At 61.8% G+C, this 21,884-nt stretch carries 22 protein-coding genes; all 22 read right to left on the bottom strand.

Annotated features, from left to right (window positions below; translation table 11 throughout):
• Positions 1 to 8 precede the first annotated feature (8 nt).
• Positions 9 to 986 (bottom strand): flagellar motor protein MotB, encoded by a 978-nt coding sequence (gene motB, locus PCE31106_RS19090; protein ID WP_017233808.1) that lies wholly within the window; start codon positions 984 to 986, stop codon positions 9 to 11.
• A 12-nt stretch (positions 987 to 998) separates the two neighbouring features.
• A complete protein-coding gene (gene motA / locus PCE31106_RS19085; RefSeq protein WP_017233809.1) occupies positions 999 to 1,859 on the bottom strand; it encodes a flagellar motor stator protein MotA in 861 nt (286 codons plus the stop codon).
• A 116-nt stretch (positions 1,860 to 1,975) separates the two neighbouring features.
• On the bottom strand, positions 1,976 to 2,551 hold the full coding sequence (flhC, locus tag PCE31106_RS19080) for a flagellar transcriptional regulator FlhC (protein ID WP_150564377.1): 576 nt from the start codon (positions 2,549 to 2,551) through the stop codon (positions 1,976 to 1,978).
• A gap of 65 nt (positions 2,552 to 2,616) precedes the next feature.
• Positions 2,617 to 2,934, bottom strand: coding sequence for a flagellar transcriptional regulator FlhD (gene flhD / locus PCE31106_RS19075; protein ID WP_017233811.1), 318 nt, complete (start codon positions 2,932 to 2,934; stop codon positions 2,617 to 2,619).
• A gap of 558 nt (positions 2,935 to 3,492) precedes the next feature.
• Positions 3,493 to 4,704: a Bcr/CflA family multidrug efflux MFS transporter gene (locus PCE31106_RS19070; RefSeq protein WP_150564376.1), complete on the bottom strand. Its 1,212-nt coding sequence runs from the start codon at positions 4,702 to 4,704 to the stop codon at positions 3,493 to 3,495.
• Between the two features lie 104 nt (positions 4,705 to 4,808).
• On the bottom strand, positions 4,809 to 6,527 hold the full coding sequence (locus PCE31106_RS19065; RefSeq protein ID WP_150564375.1) for an AMP-binding protein: 1,719 nt from the start codon (positions 6,525 to 6,527) through the stop codon (positions 4,809 to 4,811).
• A gap of 393 nt (positions 6,528 to 6,920) precedes the next feature.
• Positions 6,921 to 7,337: a F0F1 ATP synthase subunit epsilon gene (locus tag PCE31106_RS19060; protein ID WP_017233814.1), complete on the bottom strand. Its 417-nt coding sequence runs from the start codon at positions 7,335 to 7,337 to the stop codon at positions 6,921 to 6,923.
• A 147-nt stretch (positions 7,338 to 7,484) separates the two neighbouring features.
• Complete coding sequence (gene atpD / locus PCE31106_RS19055; protein ID WP_017233815.1) at positions 7,485 to 8,876, bottom strand: F0F1 ATP synthase subunit beta; 1,392 nt, start codon at positions 8,874 to 8,876, stop codon at positions 7,485 to 7,487.
• A gap of 61 nt (positions 8,877 to 8,937) precedes the next feature.
• Positions 8,938 to 9,825: a F0F1 ATP synthase subunit gamma gene (gene atpG / locus PCE31106_RS19050; RefSeq protein WP_026131929.1), complete on the bottom strand. Its 888-nt coding sequence runs from the start codon at positions 9,823 to 9,825 to the stop codon at positions 8,938 to 8,940.
• A gap of 88 nt (positions 9,826 to 9,913) precedes the next feature.
• Positions 9,914 to 11,455 carry a F0F1 ATP synthase subunit alpha gene (gene atpA, locus PCE31106_RS19045; RefSeq protein ID WP_017233817.1) on the bottom strand — a complete coding sequence of 514 codons (1,542 nt, stop codon included), beginning with the start codon at positions 11,453 to 11,455 and terminating at the stop codon, positions 9,914 to 9,916.
• 50 nt (positions 11,456 to 11,505) lie between these two features.
• On the bottom strand, positions 11,506 to 12,036 hold the full coding sequence (locus PCE31106_RS19040; protein ID WP_017233818.1) for a F0F1 ATP synthase subunit delta: 531 nt from the start codon (positions 12,034 to 12,036) through the stop codon (positions 11,506 to 11,508).
• 2 nt (positions 12,037 to 12,038) lie between these two features.
• The gene (locus PCE31106_RS19035; protein ID WP_017233819.1) at positions 12,039 to 12,509 is read right to left on the bottom strand and encodes a F0F1 ATP synthase subunit B; all 471 of its coding nucleotides are present in this window, start codon (positions 12,507 to 12,509) and stop codon (positions 12,039 to 12,041) included.
• Between the two features lie 125 nt (positions 12,510 to 12,634).
• Positions 12,635 to 12,901, bottom strand: a complete 267-nt coding sequence (gene atpE / locus PCE31106_RS19030; protein ID WP_017233820.1) for a F0F1 ATP synthase subunit C — start codon at positions 12,899 to 12,901, stop codon at positions 12,635 to 12,637.
• An 85-nt stretch (positions 12,902 to 12,986) separates the two neighbouring features.
• On the bottom strand, positions 12,987 to 13,835 hold the full coding sequence (gene atpB / locus PCE31106_RS19025; RefSeq protein WP_017233821.1) for a F0F1 ATP synthase subunit A: 849 nt from the start codon (positions 13,833 to 13,835) through the stop codon (positions 12,987 to 12,989).
• 69 nt (positions 13,836 to 13,904) lie between these two features.
• Entirely contained in the window at positions 13,905 to 14,408 is a 504-nt protein-coding gene (locus PCE31106_RS19020) for an ATP synthase subunit I (protein ID WP_150564374.1), read from the bottom strand.
• Between the two features lie 244 nt (positions 14,409 to 14,652).
• Positions 14,653 to 15,768 carry an SLC13 family permease gene (locus PCE31106_RS19015; protein WP_150564430.1) on the bottom strand — a complete coding sequence of 372 codons (1,116 nt, stop codon included), beginning with the start codon at positions 15,766 to 15,768 and terminating at the stop codon, positions 14,653 to 14,655.
• Between the two features lie 150 nt (positions 15,769 to 15,918).
• Positions 15,919 to 16,818 (bottom strand): ParB/RepB/Spo0J family partition protein, encoded by a 900-nt coding sequence (locus PCE31106_RS19010; RefSeq protein WP_017233824.1) that lies wholly within the window; start codon positions 16,816 to 16,818, stop codon positions 15,919 to 15,921.
• Positions 16,819 to 16,845: 27 nt separating this feature from the next.
• Positions 16,846 to 17,616, bottom strand: coding sequence for a ParA family protein (locus PCE31106_RS19005; RefSeq protein WP_150564373.1), 771 nt, complete (start codon positions 17,614 to 17,616; stop codon positions 16,846 to 16,848).
• 169 nt (positions 17,617 to 17,785) lie between these two features.
• A complete protein-coding gene (locus PCE31106_RS19000) occupies positions 17,786 to 18,412 on the bottom strand; it encodes a lipocalin family protein (RefSeq protein WP_150564372.1) in 627 nt (208 codons plus the stop codon).
• The gene (rsmG, locus tag PCE31106_RS18995; protein ID WP_150564371.1) at positions 18,409 to 19,089 is read right to left on the bottom strand and encodes a 16S rRNA (guanine(527)-N(7))-methyltransferase RsmG; all 681 of its coding nucleotides are present in this window, start codon (positions 19,087 to 19,089) and stop codon (positions 18,409 to 18,411) included. The genes PCE31106_RS19000 and rsmG overlap by 4 nt, the downstream gene beginning before the upstream one ends.
• A 12-nt stretch (positions 19,090 to 19,101) precedes the next feature.
• A complete protein-coding gene (gene mnmG / locus PCE31106_RS18990; RefSeq protein WP_150564370.1) occupies positions 19,102 to 21,066 on the bottom strand; it encodes a tRNA uridine-5-carboxymethylaminomethyl(34) synthesis enzyme MnmG in 1,965 nt (654 codons plus the stop codon).
• Positions 21,067 to 21,136: 70 nt separating this feature from the next.
• A partial coding sequence (locus PCE31106_RS24180) for a hypothetical protein (RefSeq protein WP_217425916.1) occupies positions 21,137 to 21,884 on the bottom strand: 748 nt, incomplete at its 5' end.

The following is a 21,884-nucleotide window of genomic DNA, read 5'->3' as shown; positions in this document are numbered from 1 at the left end:
CTTGTCCGTTATCGCAGAGCGGCGTCGGGTGCCGCCGGGGGAGCAGGCGGTGCCGGCAGCTCGCCGTTGATGAGGGCGTTCACGGCATCGCTGCCGGCGCCGCGGGCGTTCGCTGCGTCGATCGTCGGTTGGTCGGCCTCGCGCTTGACCGACTGCTCTGCGCGTCGATTGAGCACGATGATGCTGATGCGGCGATTGATCGGGTTGTACGCGTTGTCGCGATCGAGCGGCACGGTGGACGCCAGGCCCACCACGCGCAGCACCTTTTCGCCATCGAGACCGCCGGCAATCAGTTCGCGACGCGACGCGTTCGCGCGATCGGCCGACAGCTCCCAGTTGCTGTAGCTCTTGTCGCCCTGTGCGTAGGCGGTGGCATCGGTGTGGCCCGACAGGCTGATGCGGTTCGGCATGTCGTTGAGCGACTTGCCGATCTCGCGCAGGATGTCGCGCATATACGGCTGCACCTGCGCGCTCGCGTTGGCGAACATCGGCCGGTTCTGGTCGTCCACGATCTGGATGCGCAAGCCCTCGGTCGTCACGTCGATGAGCAACTGCTTGCGGAACTGCTTGAGCGTAGGATTGTTCTCGATTGCCTTCTCGATGCGCGCCTTGAGTTCGCGCAAACGCTGCGCTTCGGCCCGCTCGGCCAGCTCGGCCGACATCGCCTGTCGCGATCTGGCTTGATCGCCGCGCGATTTCTGGCCGTCGGTGCGGGTCGTGTCGGGGCCACCACCGGGAATGACTCCGCTATTGTCGGCCGCGTTATGTCCGCCGGAGAGCGCGACCATGAGCGGCGTGCGGAAGTATTCGGCAATCCCCGTCAGCTCCTTGCTCGTCGCGGAACTGAGCAGCCACATGAGCAAGAAGAACGCCATCATCGCCGTCATGAAGTCGGCGTACGCAATCTTCCACGCGCCGCCGTGATGGCCGTGCGCGCTGCGCGCGCGGCGCTTGACGATGATGGGCCGCTCTTCTTTCTCGCTCATTGCTGCGGCCCGTCAGCGTGCCTTGACCTGTCGCACGTGCTCTTCGAGCTCGGCGAACGACGGACGGACGGTGGAATACAGCACCTTGCGGCCGAACTCGACCGAGAGTGCCGGCGCGTAACCGTTCAGGCTGGCGAGCAGCGTGACCTTGATGCACTCGTAGAGCTTCACGGATTCGTTGATGCGGTGTTCGATGAGCTGCGCCAGCGGCGAGATGAAGCCGTAGGCGAGCAAAATGCCGAGGAACGTGCCCACGAGGGCCTGGGCGATCAGCGCGCCCAACACCGCCGGCGGCTGGTCGGCCGACGCCATCGTGTGCACCACGCCCATCACGGCCGCCACGATACCGAAAGCGGGCATGGCGTCGCCCGTCTTCTGCAGACAGTGCGCGGGGACTTCGCCTTCATGACGGTACGTTTCGATTTCGTGATCCATCAGGTTCTCGATCTCGAACGCGTTCATGTTGCCGCTGACCATCAGGCGCAGGTAGTCGGTGAGGAATTCCATGATGCGCGGCTCGCCGAGAATGCGCGGATACTGCGAGAACACCGGGCTCGATGCCGGGTCTTCCACGTCGCCTTCGATGGCGAGCATGCCGTCCTTGCGCGCTTTCGCGAGCAGCACGTACAGGAGCGCCATCAGCTCCATGTACAGATCCTTGGTGTATTTCGAGCCCTTGAACAGCATCGGCAACGCCTTCATCGTCGCCTTGATCGCCTTGCTGTTGTTGCCCACCACGAACGAGCCGATGCCCGCGCCACCGATGATCAGCAGCTCGGTCGGCTGAAACAGCGCGCCCAAGTGGCCTCCGCCCATGACGAAACCGCCAAAGACCGATGCCAGAACGATGATGTAACCAATGACGACAAGCACTGCCGGATACCTCTCGCAAAAATACGTCTACGGAAAATTGTCCGTCCTGTTCAGAGGGCTTAACGGCAGACACGCAGGGAAACTGTAGGGGGTGCGACCTCGTGACGTAGGCTTGGCTAGGCGGCCAATGGAGAAATTTCGGTGACCGGCGCCAGATCGGCCGCGGGCGCGTGCTTCGCCTTGCGGGTCTTGCCGGCGCGCGACGGGGGCTGGCAAAGTCCGCAAACGTACTGGCCATGCGGCTCATGGGCGTGCGTGACGAAATGTCCGCCGCAGCGCGTGCACGGCGTCGTTTGCAACATCTTGCTGTCGAAGAAGCGAACGAGCGTCCACGCGCGTGTAAACCCGAGCACCGCTTCCCAGTCATGCATCTCCACGTGCTCCATGTACAGGCGGTACGCCTTGACGATGGCTTCGATGCCCTGGCACCCGCCGTGCTGCACGAGGTGGCGATAGATATTGTGGAAAAGCGACGAATGGATGTTCGGCAACCACGTCACGAACCAATCGGTCGAGAACGGCAGCATGCCCTTGGGCGGCGATGCCCCCTTGAGTTCTTTGTAGAGTTTGATGAGCCGGTCACGGCTCAGGCTCGTTTCAGCTTCCAGCAACTGGAGGCGGGCGCCGAGTTCAATCAGCTCGATGGCCAACTGAATTTCACGGGCCTCGAGAACGACGCTTTTGGTACGCATGGGCAAACTTCCTGGCAAGTCACGCGAAGCGCCACCCACCGGGCGGCGTAGCGTGCGTGGCGTGCTTAGCCGATCTGCTCGACGGGTTGCCCCGCCAACAGAATCGAAGCGTGCGACTGCTGCATACCCACGTCTTTCGCACTGTGCGTAAGACTCGACAGCATTACGTGGTCGTCGAAGCGAAATCGACACAGAAGCTGGTTCGACCCCGCGAATTTGACGAGTTGAGCCAATGTGAGACGGCCGAGCACGTCGGCCAGTTGGTCGCTGATCCCCATGCGGAACATTGCCGCGGCACGATCCTCACGGATCAGGCGCTGAGCCAGGACGAGATAAGAGAGATTCAATTCACGAATCTCATTGAGTGTTTCGCTGTTTCGCATGCGGCCCCCCGGCGCAATGGATGGATCTGGCGTACGACTGCCTAGTCCCTCGCATTGTGGACAAGGGCGAAAGATAAAGAAATCGGAGAAAAACTACGCGGGGCGGCGAGAAAAGCGGAAGTTTTTTGTAGGAATTTTTCCTACAGACGGGGCGCAAGCGGCCCCTTCGATACGCTTGGGGATAGCGATCGTGGCGAAATCATGTCAGCGTCACGAAGGCGTCATGAAGCTGCGCTTTACTACTCGACTGTATTTCGGCAAGCGGGTGCCGAACTTTAGCCATTCTTGCAAAAAATTTCCGGGGGCTTTGCAGGAGGGCTATGCATCGCACTTTGCCTATCGCGCCAGCGTACGAACAGTCCAATTACAAACTGTTACAGGTGGGCATGACGCGTATCGAATGTCAGGATTGGAAGACAATTTCGTGCATCGGTTCCCCGAAAATCTTCGGCATTGGCGCTCGAGTGTGTTTCGCGCCCTTCCCAGTGTGGCGGGATACCAACACTCGATGATGCCGGGTGCGGCTGCGTTCATGACTTTCGCCGACGTAGCGCCGGATCAAACCGGTCCTGCGGCGGGAGGCGACGCCCGCGCCGCGCGACGGATCAGTCCCGTGTGGAAACACCACGACAGCACACCACACACGGCCATGACGGCCGCCATCGGCACCGCCGAGCGGGCGTGCATCAGACCGACCGCGGCCCCCGCGCTCGCGGCGGCGAGGAATTGCAGCGCGCCCAGCAGGGCCGATGCGGCCCCGGCGCGTTGATGCTGCCGGTTCAGCGCTTCGGCCACCGCATTCGGCTGGGAAAAGCCCAGGCTCGTGACATAGGCGAACAGCGGCACCATCAACCCGACCAGTCCACCGAGCTTGAGCGCCGCCACCGCCAGCATCAACAATCCCAGCACGGCGACCAGATTGTTGGTTCGACGCAGCACGTCGGCCGGACGGCGCTTGCGCAACAGGTGGGCGTTGACTTGCGAGCCGGCAATGATGCCGCACGCGTTCAGCCCGAAAAGCCAGCCGTAGTGCGCCGGGTCGACGCCGTACAGATTGATGAACACGAAAGGCGAGCCGGTGATGTAGGCGAACATCCCCGCCTGGGAGATGCCCCCCGCAAGCGCATTGCCCATGAATTCGCGGTCGCGCACGAGTGCGCCGTAGTTGTGCCACGCCGTAGCGAGCCAATGGCGAGCCTGTTTTGCGGCCGCGCGCGTCTCCGGCAGCCAATGGACGGACATCGCGAAACACAGCGCGCCGAACACCGTCAGGCCCCAGAAGATCCAGCGCCAGCCGACGACCAGCAGCACTTGCCCGCCGATCAGCGGTGCGAGGATCGGCGCCGCGCCCATGATGAGCGTCATGCGCGACAGCACACGCGCCACGGTGCTCGTGTCAAACAGGTCGCGCGCCATCGCGCGGGCGATCACGAAGCACGCGCAGCCGCCCACCGCCTGAATGAAGCGGCAGACAATCAGCGTCTCGATATTCGTGGCGAGCGCACAGCCGGCCGAGGCGATCGTATAGAGCGCCAGACCGGCGTAGAGCGGCCGCTTGCGCCCGTACCGGTCGGCCAGCGGTCCGTGCAGCAATTGCCCCAGCCCGAGACCGACGAAGAACGACGCCAGCGAGAATTGCGCTGCCGCGTCCGTCGTATTCAATTCGCGTGCAATGCTCGGCAGCGCGGGCAGATACATGTCGATCGACAGCGAGCCGATGGCCGACAGAATGCCGAGAACGAAAACCGTGCGGAAGGTGTGGGCAGGCATGGCGCGAAACCTAGGGTAATCCCGAATCATACGGCATTGCCCCCGGGCGCGCTCAAGAAATAAGCAAGGGCCCGCCGTTCACGCGGGCCCCGACCCGGCGGCGGTCAGGCTGTCTTCGCTTCCGACAGTCCCAGCGATTCGACCATCTGCTCGCGCATGACGAACTTCTGCACCTTGCCCGTGATCGTCATCGGCATCTCGGCGACGAAGCGGATGTAGCGCGGAATCTTGTAGTGCGCAATCTGATCCTGGCAGAAAGCGCGGATATCGTCTTCCGTCGCACTCTGTCCCGGTTTGAGAATGATCCAGGCGCACACTTCCTCGCCATACTTCGCATCCGGCACGCCGAACACCTGCACCGCCTGCACCTTCGGGTGACGGAACAGGAACTCCTCGATCTCGCGCGGGTAGATGTTCTCGCCCCCGCGAATGAGCATGTCCTTTACGCGGCCGACGATATTGCAATAGCCTTCCTTATCGATCGTGGCCAGATCGCCCGTGTGCATCCAGCCGTCGCGGATCGCCTCACGCGTGCGCGGCTCGTCGTCCCAGTAGCCCTGCATCACCGAGTAGCCCTTCGTGCAAAGTTCGCCCTTTTCGCCCACCGGCACGATCTCCCCGGCAGCATCCACGAGTTTCACTTCGAGGTGCGGCTGCACGCGCCCGACGGTCGTCACGCGCTTCTCGAGCGGATCGGTGGTCGTGGTCTGGAACGACACGGGACTCGTTTCCGTCATGCCGTAGGCAATCGTAACTTCGTGCATGTGCATTTGGCTGATCACGCGCTTCATCGTCTCGATCGGGCACGGCGAGCCAGCCATGATGCCCGTGCGCAAGGTATCGAACCGGTAGATGTCGAAGTCCGGATGATCGAGCTGGGCGATGAACATTGTCGGCACGCCGTGCAACGCGGTGCAGCGCTCTTCCGACACCGCGGCCATCGTCGCCTTCGGGTCGAACGCCTCGCCCGGGAACACCATCGTCGCCCCGGTCGACACGCAGGCGAGCACTGCCAGCACCATGCCGAAACAATGGTAGAACGGCACCGGAATGCACAGGCTGTCATGCTCCGAGAAGCGCATCGCCATGGCGATGTAACGGCCGTTGTTGACGATGTTGTGATGCGTGAGCGTGGCGCCCTTCGGGTTGCCGGTGGTACCGCTCGTGAACTGGATATTGATGGCGTCGAAGCAATCGAGCCCATCGGTGATCTCGCGCAGCGCGTCGAGATCGGCATCCGCACCGAGCGTGACCACGTCGCTGTAATTCATCATGCCCGGCGTCACGCCCGAGCCCATGCGAATGACGGTGCGCAGCGTCGGCAGCTTCGCCGAGTGCAGTTGACCGGGAGAACTCTCTGCCAGCTCGGGCGCGAGCGTGTTGAGCATGTCGAGGTACCGCGACGTCTTGAAGGACTCCGCCGCGATGAGCGCTTTACATCCGACCTTGTTGATCGCGTATTCGAGTTCGGCCAGCCGGTACGCCGGATTGATGTTCACCAGAATCAAACCGATCCGTGCCGTGGCGAACTGCGTGACCAGCCACTCCACACGGTTCGGCGACCAGATGCCCACGCGATCGCCCTGCTTCAGGCCCAACGACATCAGCCCGGAGGCAAACGTATCCACATGCGCGATGAATTCCCGCCACGTCCAATCCACGCCCTGCTCGCGGAACACGACGGCCTGCCGCTCCGGATACTTCGCCGCCGTCTCGGCGAGCAGACCGAACACCGTCAACGTCGATAGCGGAATGGTGGTGTCACCCTTCACATACGACAGTCCATTACGAGGTACAACGCCCGAATCTTCCCGGCTTTCCATGCGCTTGTCTCCTGAAGCAATGCTGAAGGGGTGAAATGCTGATGTCCGGCGCTCGCCCGCGTGAATGGCCCGCCTGTTGTCGTCTCATCGAGCGACGGGGGCGCTAGTCATAACAATAGCGCGCGATGCTGACTTGACGTTTACGTTAACGGAATTCTGGCAACGGCACGAGTGGGGATGGCCCTGAGTTGGGCGAAGAATACGCGGGGCGGTGGGCACGCGGTGCCCCCGGGCGGCGGACATGCGCGGACAAAACAAAAGCCCCACGCACTTGCATGCATGGGGCTTTTGGCCGCGGCGTGGCGATGGTCGTTGCAAAGATGACCTTCGTTGCACTACGGCGAGCATGGCGTACAGCGCCGACCATGAGGCCGTCGCCGCAGCCATGCGGCGTTACTTCACCTTGCGGAACTTCTGGATCGCAGCGAGTTGGGCGATGGCTTCGGCCAGTTCGGCTTGGGCAGTCGCATACTCGATGTTCGAATCCTTGTTCGACAGCGCTTCTTCGGCACGGCGCTTGGCTTCGGCAGCCTTGGCCTCGTCCAAATCCTTGCCGCGAATTGCGGTATCCGCGAGCACGGTCACCGTACCCGGTTGCACTTCGAGAATGCCGCCGGCCACGAAGACGAAGTCCTCGTTCCCTGCCTCGTCCTCGATACGCACCGCGCCCGGCTTGATGCGCGTGATCAGCGGCGTGTGGCCGGGCAAAATGCCCAGTTCGCCGGCTTCGCCAGGCAGCGCCACAAAGCGCGCCGGACCGGAGAAGATCTGCGCTTCGGCGCTGACGACGTCTACTTGAATGGTTGCCATAATCGCTCCCGTTGAGTGTGATGAAGCGGCAGGCGCGCCAGTCCGAACATTGCCGTCCTCGCTTCGCTACCCCGCCCCGCAACAGTCACCTGCCGGCGTGCGGTGGCGTCTCTCGCGAGACCCCGCCGTCGCCCGGCACTCAACCGTTTACTGCATCTTCTTGGCTTTTTCGAACGCTTCGTCGATCGTGCCAACCATGTAGAACGCCTGTTCCGGCAGGTGGTCGCACTCGCCATCGACGATCATCTTGAAGCCGCGGATCGTTTCCTTGAGCGGAACGTACTTGCCCGGCGAACCCGTGAACACTTCGGCCACGTGGAACGGCTGCGACAGGAAACGCTGGATCTTACGCGCACGGGCCACGGCGAGCTTGTCGTCCGGCGACAGTTCGTCCATGCCCAGAATCGCGATAATGTCGCGCAGTTCCTTGTAACGCTGCAGCGTCGATTGCACGCGACGGGTCACCGTGTAGTGCTCTTCGCCAATCACGTTCGGGTCGATCTGACGCGAGGTCGAGTCGAGCGGATCGACGGCCGGGTAGATACCCAGCGAGGCGATGTCACGCGACAGAACGACGGTGGCGTCCAAGTGACCGAAGGTGGTGGCCGGCGACGGGTCGGTCAAGTCATCGGCAGGCACGTACACGGCTTGCACCGACGTGATCGAGCCGGTCTTGGTCGACGTAATACGCTCTTGCAGCTTACCCATTTCTTCCGCCAGCGTCGGCTGATAGCCCACGGCGGACGGCATACGACCGAGCAGTGCCGAGACTTCGGTACCGGCCAGCGTGAAACGGTAGATGTTGTCCACGAAGAACAGCACGTCGCGACCTTCGTCACGGAAGTGCTCGGCCATCGTCAGACCGGTCAGCGCCACGCGCAGACGGTTGCCCGGCGGCTCGTTCATCTGGCCGTACACCAGTGCGACCTTGTCCAGAACGTTCGAGTCCTTCATTTCGTGATAGAAGTCGTTCCCTTCACGGGTACGCTCGCCCACGCCGGCAAACACCGAATAACCGCCGTGTTCCTTGGCGATGTTATTGATGAGTTCCATCATGTTCACGGTCTTGCCCACACCGGCGCCACCGAACAGACCCACCTTGCCGCCCTTGGCGAACGGGCAGATCAGGTCGATCACCTTGATGCCGGTTTCGAGCAGTTCGGTCGACGGCGACAGTTCGTCGAACGCCGGTGCCTTCTGGTGAATCGAACGGGTATGTTCCTTGGCGATCGGACCGGCTTCGTCGATCGGACGGCCCAGCACGTCCATGATGCGACCCAGCGTCGGCTTGCCGACCGGCACCGTGATCGGCAGACCGGTGTTTTGCACCGTCATGCCGCGGCGCAGGCCTTCGGAGGAACCCAGACAGATGGTACGAACCACGCCGTCGCCCAGCTGTTGCTGGACTTCGAGCGTCAGTTCCGACCCTTCCATGGTGAGCGCGTCGTAGATCTTCGGCATGCTTTCGCGCGGGAATTCCACGTCGATAACGGCGCCGATGCACTGTACGATTTTGCCTTCAATCAAAGCAGTACTCATCGCTTTTCCTTTAGATACTCAAATTCATTTCGCCTTGCGGCGCATCGGCCCGTGCCACCGCTTAGACTGCGGCGGCGCCACCCACGATTTCGGACAGTTCCTTCGTAATCGCGGCTTGACGACCCTTGTTGTAGATCATCTGCAATTCACCGATCACGGTCTTCGCGTTGTCCGATGCGGCCTTCATGGCCACCATACGGGCGGACTGTTCCGACGCCATGTTCTCTGCGACAGCCTGGTACACGACAGCTTCGACGTAACGCACCAACAGGGCATCGACGACCGTCTTCGCATCCGGTTCGTAGATGTAGTCCCACGAATGCTGTGCCGGCACTGCGCTCGCGTCGTCCGACGCACCCTCGAACTTCTCGGGCAGCGGCAGCAGTTGTTCGACCACGGCTTCCTGCTTCATCGTGTTGACGAAGCGGTTGTAGGCCAGATACACGGCGTCGAGCTTGCCTTCGGCGTACGCATCGAGCTGCAGCTTCACTGCGCCGATCAACTTGTCCAGATGCGGCGTGTCGCCCAGTTGCACGACATGCGATACCACCTTCGCGCCGATACGGTTCAGGAAACCGAAGCCCTTGCTGCCGATGGCAGTGGCCTCGATCTTCAGGCCTTGCGCTTCGATGTCCTTCATCTTGGCCACCACGGCACGCAGCACGTTGGTGTTCAAGCCGCCGCACAGACCCTTGTCCGTCGTCACCACGATGAAGCCGGCCGCTTTCGCGTCGGCATGCTTCACCATGAACGGGTGGTGGTATTCCGGATTCGCCTGGCCCATATGCGCGGCGATCTGGCGCACCTTGTCAGCGTACGGCCGGGCATGACGCATGCGTTCCTGCGCGCGGCGCATCTTCGACGCGGCCACCATTTCCATGGCCTTGGTGATCTTGCGCGTGTTTTGCACGCTCTTGATCTTGCCGCGAATTTCCTTCATTCCAGCCATTGCTTACTCCTTGTCTCGGCGCGACGTTCGCTGTTGGCTGAACATCGCGCCTTCCCGGGTCCGTTGAATAGTTACCGATTCAACCGGATTAGTAAGCGCCGGTCTGCTTGAAGTCCTTGATCGCAGCGTGCAGGGCGGCTTCGTCGTCCTTCGAGAGATCTTTGGTCTCTTCGATACGGCCGATGAGCGCGCCGTGGCTGGTCTTCAGAACTTCGCGCAGACCCTTTTCGAACGACAGGACCTGGGAGACTTCGAGGTCGTCCAGATAGCCGTTGTTGGCGGCAAACAGCGACGTGGCCAGTTCCCAGACCTGCAGCGGCTGGTACTGCGGCTGCTTGAGCAGTTCCGTCACGCGGCGGCCGCGCTCGAGCTGCTTGCGGGTCGCTTCGTCCAGGTCGGAGGCGAACTGCGCGAACGCAGCCAGCTCACGGTACTGTGCGAGGTCGGTACGGATACCGCCCGACAGCTTCTTGATGACCTTGGTCTGCGCCGCACCACCCACACGCGACACCGAGATACCGGCGTTGATTGCCGGACGGATACCCGCGTTGAAGAGGTCGGTTTCCAGGAAGATCTGGCCGTCGGTAATCGAAATCACGTTCGTCGGAACGAAGGCGGTCACGTCGCCGGCTTGCGTTTCAATCACCGGCAGGGCGGTCAGCGAACCGCTCTGGCCCTTGATTTGGCCGTTGGTGAACTTCTCGACGTACTCTTCCGAGACACGCGCCGCACGCTCGAGCAGACGCGAGTGGAGATAGAACACGTCGCCCGGGTAGGCTTCACGGCCCGGCGGACGGCGCAGCAGCAGCGAAATCTGACGATAGGCCCAGGCTTGCTTGGTCAAGTCGTCATAAATGATCAGCGCGTCTTCGCCGCGATCGCGGAAGTACTCGCCCATCGTGCAGCCGGCGTACGGTGCGATGAACTGCATGGCAGCCGAGTCCGACGCCGTTGCCGTCACGATGATCGTGTATTCCATCGCGCCGTGCTCTTCGAGCTTGCGCACCACGTTCATGATCGACGAGGCCTTCTGACCGATGGCGACGTACACGCAGGTCATGCCCTTGCCCTTCTGCGAGATGATCGCGTCGATGGCCACAGCGGTCTTACCCGTCTGACGGTCACCAATGATCAGCTCACGCTGGCCGCGGCCGATCGGCACCATGGCGTCGATTGCCTTGATACCGGTCTGCACCGGTTGCGACACCGACTTACGCCAGATCACGCCCGGGGCGATTTTTTCAATGGCGTCGGTGAGCTTGGCGTTGATCGGACCCTTGCCGTCGATCGGCTGGCCCAGTGCGTCAACGACGCGGCCCTTCAGTTCCGGGCCGACCGGCACTTCCAGAATGCGGCCCGTGCACTTGACGGTGTCGCCTTCCGAGATGTGCTCGTATTCGCCCAAAATCACGGCGCCGACGGAGTCGCGCTCGAGGTTCAGTGCCAGACCGAACGTATTGCCCGGGAATTCCAGCATTTCGCCCTGCATCACGTCCGACAGGCCATGGATGCGGCAGATACCGTCAGTCACCGAGATCACGGTGCCTTCGTTACGGACTTCGGCGCCGCTCTCGAGACCTTGAATCCGGCTCTTGATCAGTTCGCTGATTTCAGAGGGATTGAGTTGCATATGTGCTCCTGATATTCAATTCTTGCCGTCGCAGTCGTATCGCGCCGGCCTCAGGCCGTCAGCGACGTCCGCATAGCTGCCAGGCGGGCGCGCACCGAAGTGTCCAGCACCTCGTCGCCAACCACCACACGCACGCCACCGATGAGCGACGGGTCTACCGTCACGCTCGCGTTGAGCTTGCAGCCGAACTTGTGCTCGAGGCCCTTGACCAGAGAGGTCAGTTGCTCGCCTTCGAGCGGGAAGGCGCTTTCGATCGTGGCATCCGCCGAACCGGAGGCAGCGTTCTTCAACGCTTCAAACTGTTCGGCGATCTCCGGCATGGCGGCCAGACGGCCGTTCTCGACCACAGCGGCGACGAAGTTGCGCACTTCGGCGTCGGTCGATTTCACGGCCGCGGTCAGCACATCGACCACTTGCGCCGGCGTGATTTTCGGATCGTCGGCCAGATTGGCCACTTCGGACAGCGCTGCCACTTGCGCCAGTTCGCGCACCAGCCCCGACCAGCGATTCAGGTCGCCGGTCTTGGCCACGCGGAACAGCGCTTCGGCGTAGGGACGAGCGATGGTTGCGAGTTCGGCCATGATCAGAGCTCTGCCTTGAGTTGGTTCAGCAGGTCGGCATGGGCCTTGGCGTCAACTTCACGCTTCAGGATCTGCTCGGCGCCCTTGACAGCCAGACCGGCAACGTCTTCGCGCAGCGATTCACGGACCTTGACGGCCTGATTCTCGGCTTCGGCCTTGGCGTTGGCGATGATTCGGGCGGCTTCGGCTTGCGCCTGGGCCTTGATTTCGTCGGCCACGGCCTGAGCACGCTTCTCGGCGTCGGCAATACGCTTCGCGCCTTCGTCGCGGGCTTCCGCGAGGGCTTGCGTGGAGCGCTTGTTGGCGGCGTCCAGTTCGGCCTTGCCCTTGTCGGCGGCAGCCAGACCGTCAGCGATTTTCTTCGCGCGTTCGTCGATAGCCTTGATCAGCGGCGGCCACACGAACTTCATCGTGAACCATGCCAGGATCAGAAACACGACGGTTTGCGCGAACAGAGTTGCGTTTATGTTCACGGTGTTTCCTTTCGGTGATGCGAGTCGATTGGCAAAACAGCGCGCCCCATGGTGCCAGCTGGCTTGGGCGCGCCGTTCATGTCCAGTTGGCCGCGCGGATCATTGCGCGACCGGCCGAAAGAAACTTAAGCGAGCTTCGACAGCAGCGGGTTCGCGAACGCGAACAGCATGGCAACGCCCACGCCGATCAGGAATGCCGCATCGATCAGGCCGGCCAGCAGGAACATCTTCGTTTGCAGCGGGTTCATCAGCTCGGGCTGACGGGCGCACGCTTCGATGTACTTACCGCCCATCAGCGCGATACCCAGGCAGGCGCCGATAGCACCCAGACCGATGATAATGCCGATAGCGATGGCGGTCAGACCCTGGATGTTGGCGATGAAAGCTTGCATGATTACTCCTTTTGGTTAGAGACTTGAAACTTTAAATTTGAAAAACTGTGAAACCGGGAAACACGTCACTGCCTGCAACGACCCATCAATGATGGTCGTGCGCCTGGCCGATATACACCAGCGTGAGCATCATCATGATGAACGCCTGGAGCAACACGATCAGGATGTGGAAAATCGCCCATGCGGTGCCGGCAATGATGTGACCGACAAAACCCAGCACCGACGCATCCGCGCCAAAGCTCCAGATGCCGCCCAACAGAGCGATCAGCAGGAACAACAGTTCGCCGGCGTACATATTGCCGAACAGTCGCATACCGAGCGACACGGTCTTGGCACAGAATTCGATGAGGTTGAGCAGCAGGTTCGGGATCCACAGCAGGAAGTGGTTACCGAACGGTGCCGTGAACAACTCGTGCATGAAACCACCCGCGCCCTTGATCTTGAAGCTGTAGTACAGCATCAGGATCAGCACGCCGACGGAAATACCCAGCGTACCGTTCAGATCGGCCGTCGGCACGATGCGGTGATGGGTAATGATGTCGCCCAGGCCGACCCACCCGATCACCTTTGACGGCAGATCGACGGGCAGCAAGTCCAGCGAGTTCATGAGGGCGACCCAGACGAACACGGTCAACGCCAGCGGTGCGATGAACGCACGATTGCCGTGCACGATGCTCTTCGACTGGTCTTCCACCATTTCGACGAGCATTTCAACCGCCCCCTGGAAACGGCTCGGTACGCCCGAGGACGCTTTACGGGCAGCCAACCAAAGCACGAAACAGCCCAGAACGCCCATTGCGATCGACCAGAACATCGTGTCCCAGTTGATGATCGAGAAATCGACGATCTTGGTTTGCGTCGAACTCGCAAGGTTTTGCAGGTGGTGCGAAATGTACTCCGACGGGCTCGGAGCGTGGCCGGCTTCTAATGACATAGCGATCAAACACCCAATTATGAAAATCCGCACACGGTAGCGTGTCGACGCGCGAGCGGGTTTTCACCGCTACTTCAATGCCATCGCAAGCCAATAGACTTTGAGCGTGAGCACGAAGGTGACCAGCAACGCTATCCAGTGCACGCCTGGGTAGCCGAAGGCTATGGCCACAAACAACGCAATCGTCGTTGCTACCTTGACCGCCTCTCCCACCATCAACGAACCGACGGAGAGGCGATCACCTGACATTCTTAGCCGCAGCGCAAACAATGCGCCCGGCAACCAACCGACCATTCCACCCAGCCATGCGGACACCGCCGCGTCTCGTGGCGATGCCGAGAGTAACCACCAGGCCAGCGCCGCTACCAGCGACAGCAGTACCTGGGCTCCCACCACCCTGAATGGAGTCACACGGGACACGCGCCCCACATCGGGACCGAACAGGCGCTCAGCCTGCGCACGTGTGAGCGGAACGATGGTTTCTTGCGCCTGCTCGTCGTCCCAGACCTCTGATGCTGCACGTGCCGGCGCTTGCGGTTTCGGTTCCAAGTTCGACCGTTTTTCGTCGGTCATCTCGTAGCCTCCCCGCCCGACTCGTGCAAAACGAATGGGCTCTTCAAGCAGATAAATCCGCGAGATTTTACGGGAAATTACGAACCCCAGTCAATCGAAACACACAACAAATTCGCCGAAATTGTGCAGTGCATGCTCCGATTTGGCGCCAACTCTCAAGGAGCCCGATTTTCCTCATGGTGCAACGCGGCAAATGCCCCAAACGCTGCGCAATCGCTGCGACTTGACGTCATTCGATGCGCGATTATCCCCATTTGAGGGCAACATATCCGACACACAGTGCCACCAGATAAAACGGGAGGGAGAGCCAATGAAAGCGCCACCAGATCTTGTCCGATTTCGCCATGCGCAATGCGATCAGGTTGGCTAACGAACCGATTGCAAGGCCGAAGCCACCGACCGCCGCACCATGCGCAAGCGCCGGCCAGTTGTGGCTGTACTCCGCGAGCAGGATCGCGGCGGGAACGTTGCTGATGACCTGCGACAGCACCGCGGCCCCCAAATAGGCCATGCCGGATCCGGACAAATCCACCTGACCGAGGGTCGCGTGCACCTCGGGTAACCCGGCCACACCGCGCAGCACCACGAACATCAGCACGAAGATGGCGAGCAGCAACCAGTCGATACCGAACACCGCATTGCGCCGCGCGACCAGCAGGACCGCCGCCACCCCCGCGCAGGCCCAGGTGGCAGCGCCGTGATCCGCCAGCACGACGAACGCCACGAACAGCGCCAGGGCGACCCACAGCAACGGCCAGCGCACGTCATGCGCGGGGCCTCGCCGCTGAAAATGCAGCACACGGGAATCGAACGCCATCGCACACGTCACGAGCAACACGGCCATGAGCGCCAACGTCAGAGGCGTCATCATGACGACGTAAGCCCCGAAGCCCATGCCACTGTGTTGCCACAGGAAGAGATTCTGCGGATTGCCGAGCGGCGTGAGGCTCGAGCCGGCATTGACCGCCAACGCGAGGAAGATGATCAGCCGTTCAATCCGCACCGGCGCAATGCGTGCGAGCGACTGCGCGAGCGGCACGACGGCAAAGAGGGCGACGTCGTTGGTGAGCAGCGTGGAGAGGGCGGCAGCGAACGCCACCATCAACAGCGCGAGGCGTCGCTCGGTGCGAAACGCCCGCAGCAAGCGCTGGGCAAGCCAATCGAGGAAGCCGCTCTGATCGATCGCGCGCGTGAGCATCAGCAATCCGGCGAGCGTGAGAATCGTGTGCTGATCGATGCGTGCGAACAGGTCCCCAAGGCTCGCCGGCCTGGCTATCTGCAAGGCGACGAATCCCACGAGAAGGATGACCAGCACGCGATCGCCGCGCACGCGCTCGTAGGTTGCGCGCAGGGCGCGCAATGCACGCGTCGCTGCGGTGCCGTGCTGTGACGATGGCGCTGCCGATGACGATGAAGCTGGCACGGCCGACGTCTGCGACGGGCTCGCCTTCGTCGGCTCCACGGACTTGCCTGCGGGATCGCTCACGAGAGGACGCTCAACACACCGACGTCATTCGGCACGAATGCGCGCGAGAATGCCGTCGAGCGCGTCGAGGCTGCCGAATTCAATCGTGAGTTGTCCGGCGCCTTTGCGGCCGACCTTGATCTTGACGTTCGACGCGAGCAAATCCGACAACTCTTCTTCGAGACGCGTCACGTCGCGACCGCCCTCTTCCGCCGAGCGACGACGAATCCCGTCTCCCTGCGGCTTGAGCGACGCATTGACGATGCGCTCCGTGTCGCGCACCGAAAGACGCTTGTTCACCACTTGATTGGCGAGCGTGATCTGCGTGGCGGCGTCGACGGAGAGCAGCGCACGCGCGTGCCCCATGTCGAGATCGCCCGCGAGCAGCATCGTCTGCACGGGATGCGCGAGATTGAGCAGGCGCAACAGGTTCGACACCGCGCTGCGCGAGCGGCCAAGCGATTCGGCGGCTTGCTCGTGCGTGTAGTTGAACTCACCGAGCAGCCGCTGAATGCCTTGCGCTTCTTCAAGCGGATTCAAGTCTTCGCGCTGAATATTCTCGATGAGCGCCATCGCGGCGGCGGCTTCGTCGGGCACGTCGCGCACGAGCACCGGCACTTCGGCCAGTCCGGCGATACGTGCGGCACGAAAACGTCGCTCGCCCGCAATAATTTCGTACTTCTCACCATCGACGGGACGCACCAGAATCGGCTGCATCAGGCCCTGCGCGCGAATGCTCGCGGCAAGTTCCTGCAGTGCGCCCTCATCCATGCGAGTGCGAGGCTGATACTTGCCGGCCTGAAGGCGCTCGAGCGCCATGACCGACGGTGCGCCGTCGGCGCGCGCGTCGGTCGCGCCGTTGTGATTATCGGCGTGGGCGCCGAGCAGGGCTTCGAGGCCGCGGCCCAGGCCCTTTTTCTTCAGTGCGGTGGTCTTGGTCGCCATGTGAATGCGTTCCTGCGCGAATGCGCCTTACATAGTTTGAATACGCGCGATCATTTCCGCGCCGAATTGCAGATACGCCTTCGCGCCACGCGATGCAGGATCGAAAACGACGCCTGGCATGCCGTAGCTCGGCGCTTCAGCGAGTCGCACATTGCGCGGAATGATCGCGTTGAATACCTTGTCTCCGAAGTGCTCCTTGAGCTGGTCCGAGACTTGTTGCTGCAGCGTGATGCGCGGATCGAACATCACGCGCAGCAGGCCGATCACCTGCAGGTCGCGGTTCAGATTCGCGTGCACTTGCTTGATCGTATTGACGAGATCCGACAACCCTTCGAGCGCGAAATATTCGCACTGCATCGGAATGATCACGCCGTGCGCCGCGCACAACCCGTTGAGGGTAAGCAGCGAGAGCGTGGGCGGGCAGTCGATGAGGACGAAATCGTACGCGTCGTCGACTTTGGCGAGCGCCAGCTTCAATCGGGTGTCGCGATTTTCGAGCGAGACGAGTTCCACGTCCGCACCCGCGAGTTCACGGTTCGCAGGCAGCACATCGTAACTCCCCGACTCCGAGCGCTGGCAACTCGCGACCACATCGGCACCGTCCACCAGCACTTCGTACACGCTTGATTCGAGAGCGGCTTTGTCGATGCCGCTGCCCATCGTCGCATTGCCCTGCGGATCGAGGTCGACCAACAGGACACGCTGCCCGTGCGACGCCAGTCCGGCAGCGAGGTTCACCGTGGTGGTCGTCTTGCCGACGCCGCCCTTCTGATTGGCCACGCAGAAAATTTTCGCCATGCCGATGTAGTCCTCCGAATGCTGCCGTGTTGATGCGATGGGTGCAGATCATGCCGGGATGAAACCGGGGCCAACGCGCCGCACCGCCAGCGACCGCCGACTGGCTGAGGCCCGGCGTGCGCGATTCGCTCCGTCCCGCAAATTCGATTACCTGAGTAAAGCTCAGTTATTACTTTCGCTGACCGGCGTCAGACGCGCCGGCGGGCGGTACTGCTGGGGCGCTCGCCTTTTGGGGCGTCAACACCAGTTTGTCAGTGTCGTAGCCCTGCTTGCGCAACTGGGCACGCATTTGATTCAGTGCGTTGTCGTCCATCGTCGGCGTTCGCGAGAGGACCCAGAGGTACTCGCGACTGGGCTCTCCGACAGCGGCAAACTGATAGTCGTCGTCGAGCACGATAACCCAGTAGTTCGCCCAAAGCCAGGGAATCCAGTGCAACCATTGCGGCGCGAACGTCACCTTGAAGCGGGCCGTGCCGGTGCCCTGCCCATCGGTGCGTGCCAGACCGGTATCGCTAACCCACGTACCATCGTCCTTGCGGCATCGGTTGGTGACTTCGATCCGTCCGTCCGGTCGCGCGGCATACTGCGCCGTCACGTCCGACACACATTTTCGCTCGAAGAAATTCGGATAGCGTGCTATTTCGTACCAGGTGCCGACGTAGCGCGCTTTGTCGATCTTCTGTACCGGCCGCACGCGTGTCGTCAGCGATTCTTGTCCGGATTGCCCCCAGGCGACCGCGGCAACCACCGAAAAACTGACCATGACGGCCCCTGCCCAGCGGGTCATCTTATTCATGCTGTTACCTTCACGCGAAGCAAATGACGCTCGGCGTCGAGAAATGGGACGTTCAGCGCCAGGCGCTCAACTAGTGTGTAGCCGGTGGGCAGCGCGAGTTCGCTTTCTGACGCCACGCCTTTCATGGCCCAGAAGCTGCCATCGGGAGCCAGCAAGGCTCCCGCGAGGGTGACGAAATCGGTCAGCTCGGCAAAGGCGCGCGACACGATGGCGTCGAAAGGTGCGCTCACTTCTTTGCCAACAGCGAGTGACTCGACCCGGCCGGTCACGACCGTCAGATTGGCCAACTTGAATGTCGCGCGGGCCTGGGTGAGAAATGCTGTTTTTTTGTGCACGATGTCGTTGACCGTCACTTGCCAGTCGGGACGCACAATCGCGAGCACCACGCCGGGCAACCCACCGCCTGAGCCCACGTCAAGCACACGTGAAATCGGCTCACGGTCAAGGCGCGGCAGAATGGAGAGCGAATCGAGCAGGTGCTTGACGACCATTTGGCGGGGTTCGCGGATGGAGGTCATCTGCAACGAGGCATTCCATTTCGCCAGCAACGCCTGATAGTCGAGCAGGCACCGCTGTTGTTCTTCGCTGATGGACAGGCCGAGTTGCCGGATGCCGTCGGCCAGGAGCACAGCCAGGTCATAGCCGCCGTTGGCGGCGGAACGTCGCGGATCGGTCATAAGGGCTCCGCGTCAGGCTGCGTGTGCGTCGCCGTCATCGGCGGCAGCGGTCGCTTCCCCTGACGCGCGACGGCGTCCGAGCCCTTTCTTGAGATGGATCATCAGCAGCGAGATGGCGGCGGGCGTCACGCCGGAGATACGCGATGCCTGGCCCAATGTCTCAGGCCGCTGCGCCCCCAGCTTCTGGCGCACTTCGATCGATAGCCCGCGCACCTCGTTGTAGTCGATGTTGGCCGGCAGCACGGTGTTTTCGTTGGCTTCCTTGCGCACGATCTCGTCGGCCTGACGGTCGATGTAGCCCTGATACTTCACGGCGATCTCGATCTGCTCACGAATCTGGTTCGCTTGCAGCGTATCGTCGGAGAGCGGTGTTTCGGCGGCAAGACGACCACCTTGCACGGCCATGAGGGCGTCGTAGCCAACTTCCGGGCGACGCAGCAAATCGGCCAGCGAGTATTCATGGTCGATGGCTTTGCCGAGCAGCGGCACGGCATCTTCGGCCGGGAAGGTTTTCGGTGTCACCCACGTCGATTTGAGACGTTCTGTTTCACGTGAAACAGCGTCGCGTTTGCGGCAGAACGATTCCCAGCGCGTATCGTCGACGACACCGAGTTCGCGGCCGACTTCGGTCAGACGCATGTCGGCATTGTCTTCACGCAGCGACAGGCGATACTCGGCGCGGCTGGTGAACATGCGATAGGGTTCGGAGACGCCACGCGTAATCAGGTCGTCGACGAGCACCCCAAGGTACGCCTGATCGCGGCGCGGGCACCAGGCATCGCGGCCTTGTACTTGCAACGCGGCGTTGATGCCGGCGAGCAGCCCTTGGGCGGCGGCCTCTTCGTAGCCCGTCGTTCCGTTGATCTGCCCCGCGAAGAAGAGCCCGGAGATGACGCGGGTTTCGAGCGAGCTGCGCAGCCCACGGGGATCGAAGTAGTCGTATTCGATGGCATAGCCTGGGCGCAGGATGTAGGCATTCTCCATGCCCTTCATCGAGCGGACGAGTTCGAGTTGTACGTCGAACGGCAGGCTGGTGGAGATGCCGTTGGGGTAGAACTCGTTGGTCGTGAGGCCTTCGGGTTCGAGGTAGATCTGGTGCGACGTCTTGTCGGCGAAGCGGTGAATCTTGTCTTCGATGGACGGACAATAGCGCGGGCCGACGCCTTCGATGACGCCGGTGTACATGGGCGACCGATCGAGTCCGCCGCGGATGATATCGTGGGTGTGCTCGTTGGTGTGGGTGACCCAGCACGGCACTTGGCGCGGATGCTGTTCGGGGCGGCCGAGAAACGAGAACACGGGAACGGGATCGAGGTCACCGGGCTGTTCTTCGAGAACGGAGAAGTCGATGGAACGGCCGTCGATGCGCGGCGGCGTACCGGTTTTCAACCGACCTTGCGGTAGTTTCAACTCTTTGAGGCGAGCGGACAGGCTGATGGCGGCCGGGTCTCCGGCGCGCCCGCCAACGTAGTTGTTCAGCCCGACGTGGATTTTGCCGTCGAGGAAGGTGCCGGCGGTGAGAACCACGGCGCGGGCGCGGAAACGCAGCCCCACTTGGGTGATGGCGCCTACGACACGTTCGCCTTCGACGATGAGGTCTTCGACGGCTTGCTGGAAGAGCCAAAGGTTAGGCTGATTCTCGAGGCGATGGCGGATAGCCTGCTTGTAGAGAATTCGGTCGGCTTGGGCACGGGTGGCGCGCACGGCCGGCCCTTTGGACGAATTCAGGATGCGAAACTGGATACCGCTCTCGTCGGTCGCGGCGGCCATGGCCCCGCCCAGTGCATCGACCTCTTTGACGAGATGGCCTTTGCCGATCCCGCCGATGGAGGGATTGCAGCTCATCTGACCGAGGGTCTCGATGTTGTGGGTGAGCAGAAGCGTCTTACAGCCCATGCGGGCTGAGGCGAGCGCAGCCTCTGTGCCGGCATGGCCGCCACCCACTACGATCACGTCGAACTCGGTCGGATAAAGCATCGTCATCTTGCCGCGGACGGCAAACTCTCTGGATTCGGTAATGGCGGAATTATAGCGGTATTGCGGTGCATCATTTGTAACGGCTGAGGTGTTTCACGTGGAACGTTGGCAAAACGACGGCATTGGGGACGGTTTCACGTGAAACGTGGTTGGATGGATTCGACGGATGCTCTGGCTTTACCGCGACGTGAAGGCACCACTGCAACACCCCACCCTTGAATTCCGCCTTCACCCTCACCCGCCTCCGGGCAGCGGAGATCACCGGCACCCCGACTGCGCTCCACTTGAAAGTCGCTCCGTCAGGGCACCGGCAATCTCCGCCAATCCATTGCCCCAGGACAACCATCGCCAGATCTTCACTCGATGTTTCACGTGAAACGTCGTTGAGCGGATTCGGCGGTTGCTTTAACTTTACCGCGACGTGAAGGCACCACTGCAACACCCCACCCTTGAATTCCGCCCCCACCCTCACCTGCCTCCGGGCAGCGGAGATCGCCGGCACCCCGACTGCGCTCCACTTGAAAGTCGCTCCGTCAGGGCACCGGCAATCTCCGCCAATCCATTGCCCCACGACAACCATCGCCAGATCTTCACTCGATGTTTCACGTGAAACGTCCTTGAGTGGATTCGGCGGTTGCTTTAACTTTACCGCGACGTGAACGCAACACTGCAACACCCCACCCTTGAATTCCGCCCCCACCCTCACCTGCCTCCGGGCAGCGGAGATCACCGGCACCCCGACTGCGCTCCACTTGAAAGTCGCTCCGTCAGGGCACCGGCAATCTCCGCCAATCCATTGCCCCAGGACAACCATCGCC

The sequence above is a fragment of the Pandoraea cepalis genome, from assembly GCF_902459665.1.
Classification (GTDB): domain Bacteria; phylum Pseudomonadota; class Gammaproteobacteria; order Burkholderiales; family Burkholderiaceae; genus Pandoraea; species Pandoraea cepalis.
This window is presented reverse-complemented; position numbering and strand designations above follow the sequence as displayed.